Annotated in this window: 5 protein-coding genes; 1 reads left to right on the plus strand and 4 read right to left on the minus strand. The window is 50.8% G+C overall.

Annotated elements, in window-relative coordinates:
* The first annotated feature begins 227 nt into the window (after positions 1-227).
* Positions 228-2642 (plus strand): hybrid sensor histidine kinase/response regulator, encoded by a 2415-nt coding sequence (locus tag DEF47_RS12060; protein WP_012191783.1) that lies wholly within the window; start codon positions 228-230, stop codon positions 2640-2642.
* A gap of 277 nt (positions 2643-2919) precedes the next feature.
* Here the strand turns inward: DEF47_RS12060 and DEF47_RS12065 are convergent, their stop codons facing one another.
* The 4 genes from DEF47_RS12065 to DEF47_RS12080 form a co-directional block, all read right to left on the minus strand.
* The gene (locus DEF47_RS12065; protein WP_012191782.1) at positions 2920-3348 is read right to left on the minus strand and encodes a thioredoxin domain-containing protein; all 429 of its coding nucleotides are present in this window, start codon (positions 3346-3348) and stop codon (positions 2920-2922) included.
* A 136-nt stretch (positions 3349-3484) separates the two neighbouring features.
* Positions 3485-4894, minus strand: coding sequence for an FtsK/SpoIIIE domain-containing protein (locus DEF47_RS12070; RefSeq protein WP_012191781.1), 1410 nt, complete (start codon positions 4892-4894; stop codon positions 3485-3487).
* Between the two features lie 463 nt (positions 4895-5357).
* Complete coding sequence (locus DEF47_RS12075; protein ID WP_012191780.1) at positions 5358-5912, minus strand: hypothetical protein; 555 nt, start codon at positions 5910-5912, stop codon at positions 5358-5360.
* Positions 5913-6032: 120 nt separating this feature from the next.
* The gene (locus DEF47_RS12080) at positions 6033-6695 is read right to left on the minus strand and encodes a hypothetical protein (protein WP_012191779.1); all 663 of its coding nucleotides are present in this window, start codon (positions 6693-6695) and stop codon (positions 6033-6035) included.
* Positions 6696-6977 lie beyond the last annotated feature (282 nt).

Raw genomic sequence — 6977 nt, forward strand, 5'->3', positions numbered from 1 at the left:
CGAACGGGTGGTGCAGATTGACCACGGGATTAAAACAGGTAAAATCGACGCAGAAGGCGCACTAGCCAGTCTCGTTGGCGATTTTGGCTTTGCGCCAAACCGAAAATAATCATTTTAAGGCTTAGATTGCGGTTAAACCTATTGCGTAGAGTGATGCGACTCGTTAGAATAGCTATGAGTCCAACAATCTGCCCATACAACACGCAACAACACGCGAAGGATGTCCCATGGAAGAAATCCTCATCATCGACGATAGCCGTCAGATAGCCGATTTTTTGGCTGAGACGGTGCTGCCATACTATGGCTATCGTTCGCGCGTCGTACCCACAGGCTGGGAAGGTCTGGCTTTTTTGAAACAACGCCAGCCCGACCTAATTTTGCTTGATCTCCAACTCCCCGACACCTCGGGGCTTGATGTGCTTCGCCAAATGGGCGAACTTGGCTACGATATTCCGGTGATTTTGATGACCGCCCATGGTACCGAGCAAACCGCTGTCGAGGCCTTTCGACTTGGTGCCAAAAATTATTTGATCAAGCCTTTTGATGCTTCGGAAGCGGGCGCAGCAATTGAACGTGCCCTGCGCGAACGCCGTTTGCAGCGCGAAAAAGAGGTGCTTACCCGCACCTTGCAGCAACGCTTGCAGGAGTTGACGATTCTCTCCAGCGTTGGTAAATCGGTGACCTCGCTGCTTGATCTCGAAGAATTGCTCGAACGGATCGTCGATGCTGGGGTGTATCTGACCCACGCCGAAGAAGGCTATTTGCTGTTGCGCGATGGTGATGAATTATATTTGCGGGCGGCTAAAAATCTCGGCGAGGAGCGTGTGCAGCGTTTTCGGGTCAAGATGGATGACAATGTGGCAGGCCAAGTTATTCGCACCGTCAAGCCAATTCGGCTTGATCGCTCGCAGCACCAAGATTTAAAACTGCGCACTGGGCTTTTGGTGCAGGCAATGTTGCAAGTTCCCTTGATTGTTGGTCGCCATGCGATTGGTGTATTGGCGGTTGATAATCGGGTGCAGCAACGTACCTTCAGCGAAAACGACCAATATTTGCTCTCAGCGATTGCCGATTATGCAGCGATTGCGATTGAAAATTCGCGCTTGTTTAAATCGACCCGCGATTCTGAGCAACGCTACCGCGAATTATTCGATAACGCCAACGATATGATCTTCACGCTTGATCCACAGCTACGAATTGCCTCGATCAATCGTCAAGGGGTCAAATTGTTGGGCATGACCGTGGCTGAAATGATGCAGCGCACCTTGATTTCGCTGTGTGTGCCCGACGATCAAGCAGCAATCGAACATCAATTGCAACGCCAACTAGCCAAAGCTGCTGGTGATGGCGGTGCGTTTCCGTTGACTTTGCGTCGTGCCAATGGCGAAGATTTGCATATTGAAGTCAGCGCCCAATTGATGCAGCGTGGCGATCAGGTAATTGGTCTGCACTGTATTGCGCGTGATGTGACCGACCGCCGCCGCTTGGAATTGCAACTATTGCAGGCCGAAAAACTCTCAGCGATTGGCCAATTGGTGGCTGGGGTTGCTCACGAGTTGAACAATCCGATGACCAGCATCAAAGGCTTTGCTGAGCTATTGCTGCGCCGCAAAGATTTAGATGATGATGCCCGTACCGATCTGAATTACATTAATAACCAAGCTGAACGAGCAGCGCGAATTGTGACCAACCTGCTGACGTTTGCCCGTGAGCATCAGCCGCAGCGGGTTTTAGTCGATGTCAATAAAGTTATCGACGATACGCTGAGCTTGCATAGCTATCACTTGCGCGTCGATAACATCAAAGTTCAACGCCAATTCGAGCCAGAGCTGCCAACCACCGTCGCTGATCCGTATCAATTACAACAGGTTTTTCTGAACTTGATTGGCAATGCCCATCAAGCTATGGCCGAAAAAGGCGGCGGCGGTTTCTTGACCGTCAAAACCGAGCGGGTTGATGATGAAATTCGGATTAACATCGGCGATACTGGCCCCGGTATTCCCCAACACCTCGTCGGGCGGATCTTCGATCCATTTTTTACCACCAAGCCTGTTGGCAAGGGTACAGGGCTAGGTTTATCGATCTGCTACAACATTCTGCATGATCATGGTGGCAATATTTGGGTTGATAGCGTGGCCAACGAAGGCACAACCTTCCATTTGGCCTTGCCGGTGGTTCAGGGCGATAATCCTGAGTTGATCAACGACGATGATCGTGAAACCACGATTAAGCCCGACCAAGCCTATAAAATTTTGGTGGTTGACGATGAAGAAGGCGTGGCCCAAGTGATTCAGCGCTTGGTGCGCGATTTGGGTCATCAGCCAGTGGTGGTGGCTAGTGGCGAGGCCGCCTTGCAAGCCGTTGATCAAGCGCCCTTCGATTTGATTCTGAGCGATGTTAAAATGCCAGGCATGAACGGCTTCCAGCTGTATCGAGCTTTGCAACAAAAAGCCCCTGAATTGGCCAAACATTTTATCTTTATCACTGGCGATACGATGAGTCCAGCCACGATCACCGCGATGCGCCAAATTGGCACACCAATGATTGCCAAGCCCTTCTCAGCCAAAAAACTCGAACGTACAATCAACGAGTTTATGGCTCGCGAAGAAGCATTGCAACGCGAGGCCGAAATTCAGCAATAGTTGAGGTTGGGGGATCGGGGATTCGGTTATTGGGGATCGGGCTGCATGGCCTGATCCTCTTTTGATCCACGAAGAGCACGAAGGTACAGGAAGGGCAATTGGCTATCGGCTATCGGCTTTTGGCACAATAGATTATCTATAGACCAACAATTGTTCCGATAGCCCTCAGCCTCTAGCCCTATCGTTCTCTGCGCCTCGGCGTTGAACATTGATCGATGCGTAGTTTGATCCCGCCTGCTTACTTTTTGACTTTTGACCTTTGACTTTTGACTTCAGCTTAGCCACTACAGCGCATATTGACATATTCGAGCCACTCGCTGAGGCTCATTGGTTTGGGCAAATCGGCAGTTGAGAGTGCTTGACCTTGGGCATACAACTCGCCATAGCGATCGGTGATGAACCAACCGCCCTTGCCCTCACCCAAAAATTGCGCCATAACCTTCGCTTCTGGGTCGCGCAGCACGATTAAGCCTTCGGTTGGCGGCAAGGCTTCGGCTGAAATAACCACGGCTTTTTGTTCATGCGACCAGCGTTGAACGGCGGTACTGAGATTAGCCAAGTAGGTTGGGTTCAAGCCATCGTAGGCGGGCAAAAACACAATGACGAGGGCTGCTTTGCCACGGAGATCGCTGCGGCTAAATCGTTCGCCCATTGCGGTTTGAAGGGTGAAATTCGGTACGATAGTGCCTGCTTGCAGAGTTTGCATAGCTCATTCCTCAATTGATCGTGGTTCGCTTATCAATTCATTGCAGAAAGTGTACCGCGTTTGTGTCGATTGCTGCGTGTTGATTTAATTTCTCTTTGTGAAAGATTTAACAACCTTTATAGCACAACATTGAGGTCTAGGCAACTGTACCCAGCAAATTAGCCAACATATCTTGCTCATTGGGGGTGGCTTGGCGTTCGAGGGCTTGCTTGATCAGGCGACTTTTGTTAGGGGCTGCATCTTTGCCCCAAAACAGCCGTGCCACGCCAGCATAACTGCGCAAGCGTTTGTATTCGATGCTACACGCATTGCGAAAAAGCTCAGCATCAAGCAATTGGTCAGGGCGATTGAGGTATTGCAACAAAAGTTGGGCCAAATCATAGCGATTGTAGCTTTGGCTGGGGGTTTGGGCGAGGGCAATCAAGGGTTGTTCGGTAGCAATCGGCAAATTGGCTGCCTTGATTGGTGCAGCTTCGAGGGTTGGCAGGGCTTGTTGGCGGTCGGGCAAGAGGCTCAGCAACTGTTGGCGCTGGGTTTTATCGATAAAGCTGGTGCGCACTGTAACGGCATTGCGGCCTTGAACACAACTAAACACCCCAGCGCCTGCTGGTGGGCTGGGCAAGCGCGATGGTGGCACGGCACTACTGGGGAAGGCTTTGGTTGGTAGGGTCGTATTTGGCTCATCGGCATCATCACGCGGCTGATAACCGGCCACAGCTAGGCTAATTTGTGAACGAAAACGGGTGCTCAAATTGCTAAATGTTTGGGTCGCAATAATATAGCGAATGCCAGCGGCGCGGCCACTAGTCAACTCGCTATTGAGCCATTGCTCAAGCTGTTTGGCTCCGATCGCTTGTTCGAGTAAGGTTAATTCGCTGATAAATACGACTAACAATGGCAGATCGTGCCCTTGATATTCTTCCCAACGTTCGCATTCGGCAGCTTTAAGCAAGGTTTGGCGCTCTAGGCGCTGCTGAGTTAGCCAGGTTAATGCTGGAGCTAATTCATGCTCAGCCTCAGCAAATAAACCAACGTGGGCTTTTTCACGCCAGCCCAGCCACGACAATCCTGCTTTGCCATCAACCAAAGCCAATTGCAAGCGCTCAGCAGGATTGGTGAGGCAGAGATAGAACAGTGCGGTGCGCACCCAGCCATCTTTGCCGGAGCCAGTTGCCCCACTGACTTGCACATGGGTAAAATCGTCGATCAACGAGCCATGCACCAATGAAACCACACCCTGAACACTACGCCAGCCTAAGGGCAATACAAAGCGTTTGTTGGTTTGGCGTAATTCGTGGGCCAGCACTCGTAGATCATGCGGCGGGTTGAGCAGGGCCGTGCCAGCCTCGGGCAAAGTCCGAGGATCAAGGCTAGTCGCCAAGGGCTTAAATTGGCTGATATTGGTTGGTTCAGGTTGGACTGCCCGTTGTTGGGCTTGCCACAGCCGAAATTCGCGCCAATCGCGGCCAAAGCGCTGGCGAAACATCAAGGCCACCAAGGCCATAGCCAAAATCAATGCCCCAATTTGTAGTGCTTCAGCGTCCAAACCCAACCACCTTTATCCAGATGCAACCTCAAACATTGGCTCCATGATTATGCATAAACTACTTGTCAAAACAGAACTTTTGTGCTATTATATTCATGTTGATTGCTGAACCGACACGCCAACAATCAACGCAGCCTCCGATAGTTTTCCTGGTCTGGTCTCGAACAAAATCGCAAATACCCAGCGCTTACTAGCATGGGTATTTGTGGTTTTTAATCATAAGCTAATGGCTATCGGCTTTTGGGTGATCACCACCCTTCCGTCCCGCCTCCAGGCGGGAAACGCAGGGGGATTAAAGCCCCCTGCACCCCCTCAAGGGCGATTAGTGGTCATCAGGTATCCATCGATGAACCAGTAGATTAGTGGTTCGCTATGGAACACGCTGCAACCCTAACTTTGTAAGCTAGTCCCTCGCCCGCAGTGGGAGAGGGGTTGGGCATGAGGGAACGTTAACCCTACCCAATTACCGCCACAAACGAGTTAATTCACCAACTGCTGCCCGTGCAAGCCGTTCAGGCCAGAAGGCACACAAGGCGGCGATCGCGAGACTCAAAATCCAGAGCCAAGCGGTTGAGAGCGGCAATTGCTGATTGCTGAGCCAGCGCACACAACCAATTACGCTGGTAATTAAATCTAAGCCGCCAACCAAGGCAAACACCGCCAATACATGTTGATTGATCGCGCGGCGTGGCCAGCAAGCCACTTCGATTGCCGTGATGATGATTGGAATAAACCATTGAGCTGTACCAAGCAATGCCAAATTCAAGCCAAGCCCAGCCAAAAATGCCAAGGTAAACTGTGCCCCAATCCACCAGATCAACATTGCCAAGCCGATAATGCTCAGATAGGCCAAGGTGCTCAACCAACGTTCGTACATTCCCATTGGCGCTGTACGGCGGGGCAGGTTAGCAATCGGGCTGTTGGGCACAGGTTCGTTTACCAGTTCCTGCAAGAAACTAGCGCTTGATCGGGGTGTGCTTGCAGTCGGCATCAGTGGCATCGACTTAGAATCTTTCATGCATCGCCTCGCAGCCTGAACACAGTTTTTAACATCGAGCGTAGCACATTCAGCCCATTAAAAAAAGCCCGTTTTGCTGGCCTGCAAACGGGCTAAAATTGCACATATTAAATTTTTGGCTCAGGGCTGCGCTTCAAGCCAAAATACGTATAACGTTTTCCCACGCAACATCCCAATAATCGTCAGTTGACCATAACGAATATTGCCTTGCTGGTTGGGCAATTGCTGAATAATCGGCGATTGGCTGGGAATTTGCTCGACGGTGATTTGGGCGGCATTAGCAGTGGGCACACCGCCGCTACCAACTTCTTCAACTAATAAAGCTGCTTGATCTTTGAGCAGGAGTGTGCCATTGAGCCGCACGACTTGATTATTGTAAACTGCCAAGTTTTGGTTAAGCTCGCCAAGGCTGATGCTGGTTGGTTCAACCACTTTGACGCTGATTGGCTCGAATTCAGCACTACTTTTAAGCACACCATTCACCCGCAAAATTCCATAGCTATTGGTTATTGTAAGCGTTTGAGCTGGAATACTCAGGGTTGGTTGGTAAGCATTCGGTTGATCGCCAAGCTCGATCGCGGCGGCCAACAAATGTCTGGGTTGGCTGAAAATTGTGGGTGCTAGCACGGTGATAGTGCTATTGGCTCCCACTCCATCTAGCTCGTTGAGCAACAAAATTTGGTTGGGCTGGTTGGCAGCGATCGGTGGTAATGCTGGCGCAGTGGCTCCGCAGCCAACCAAACTGATGATCAAAAGCATAAGCCATAACGGCCAAAAACGCATGCAATTCTCCAAACAAGCCTATAAACTGCTGCCGATTGTACCATTTATATAGTGAGTGATCCTCGCAGAACACGAAGGATCGGGCTATAGACTTTTGGCGTTTGGTTATCGGAACTTGATTGGAAATACCACCAATTATTCTGATAGCCTAGAGTCTCATGCCATGCCCTCACCCCCTGACCTTACAAGGATAGGTTTTCAACAATCATTGTGAATCACCACCCTTCCGTCCCGCCTCAAGGCGGGAGACGCAGGGGGCTTTAATCCCCCTGCACCCCCTCA

This window comes from Herpetosiphon sp., from assembly GCF_003512625.1.
Classification (GTDB): Bacteria; Chloroflexota; Chloroflexia; order Chloroflexales; family Herpetosiphonaceae; genus Herpetosiphon; species Herpetosiphon aurantiacus.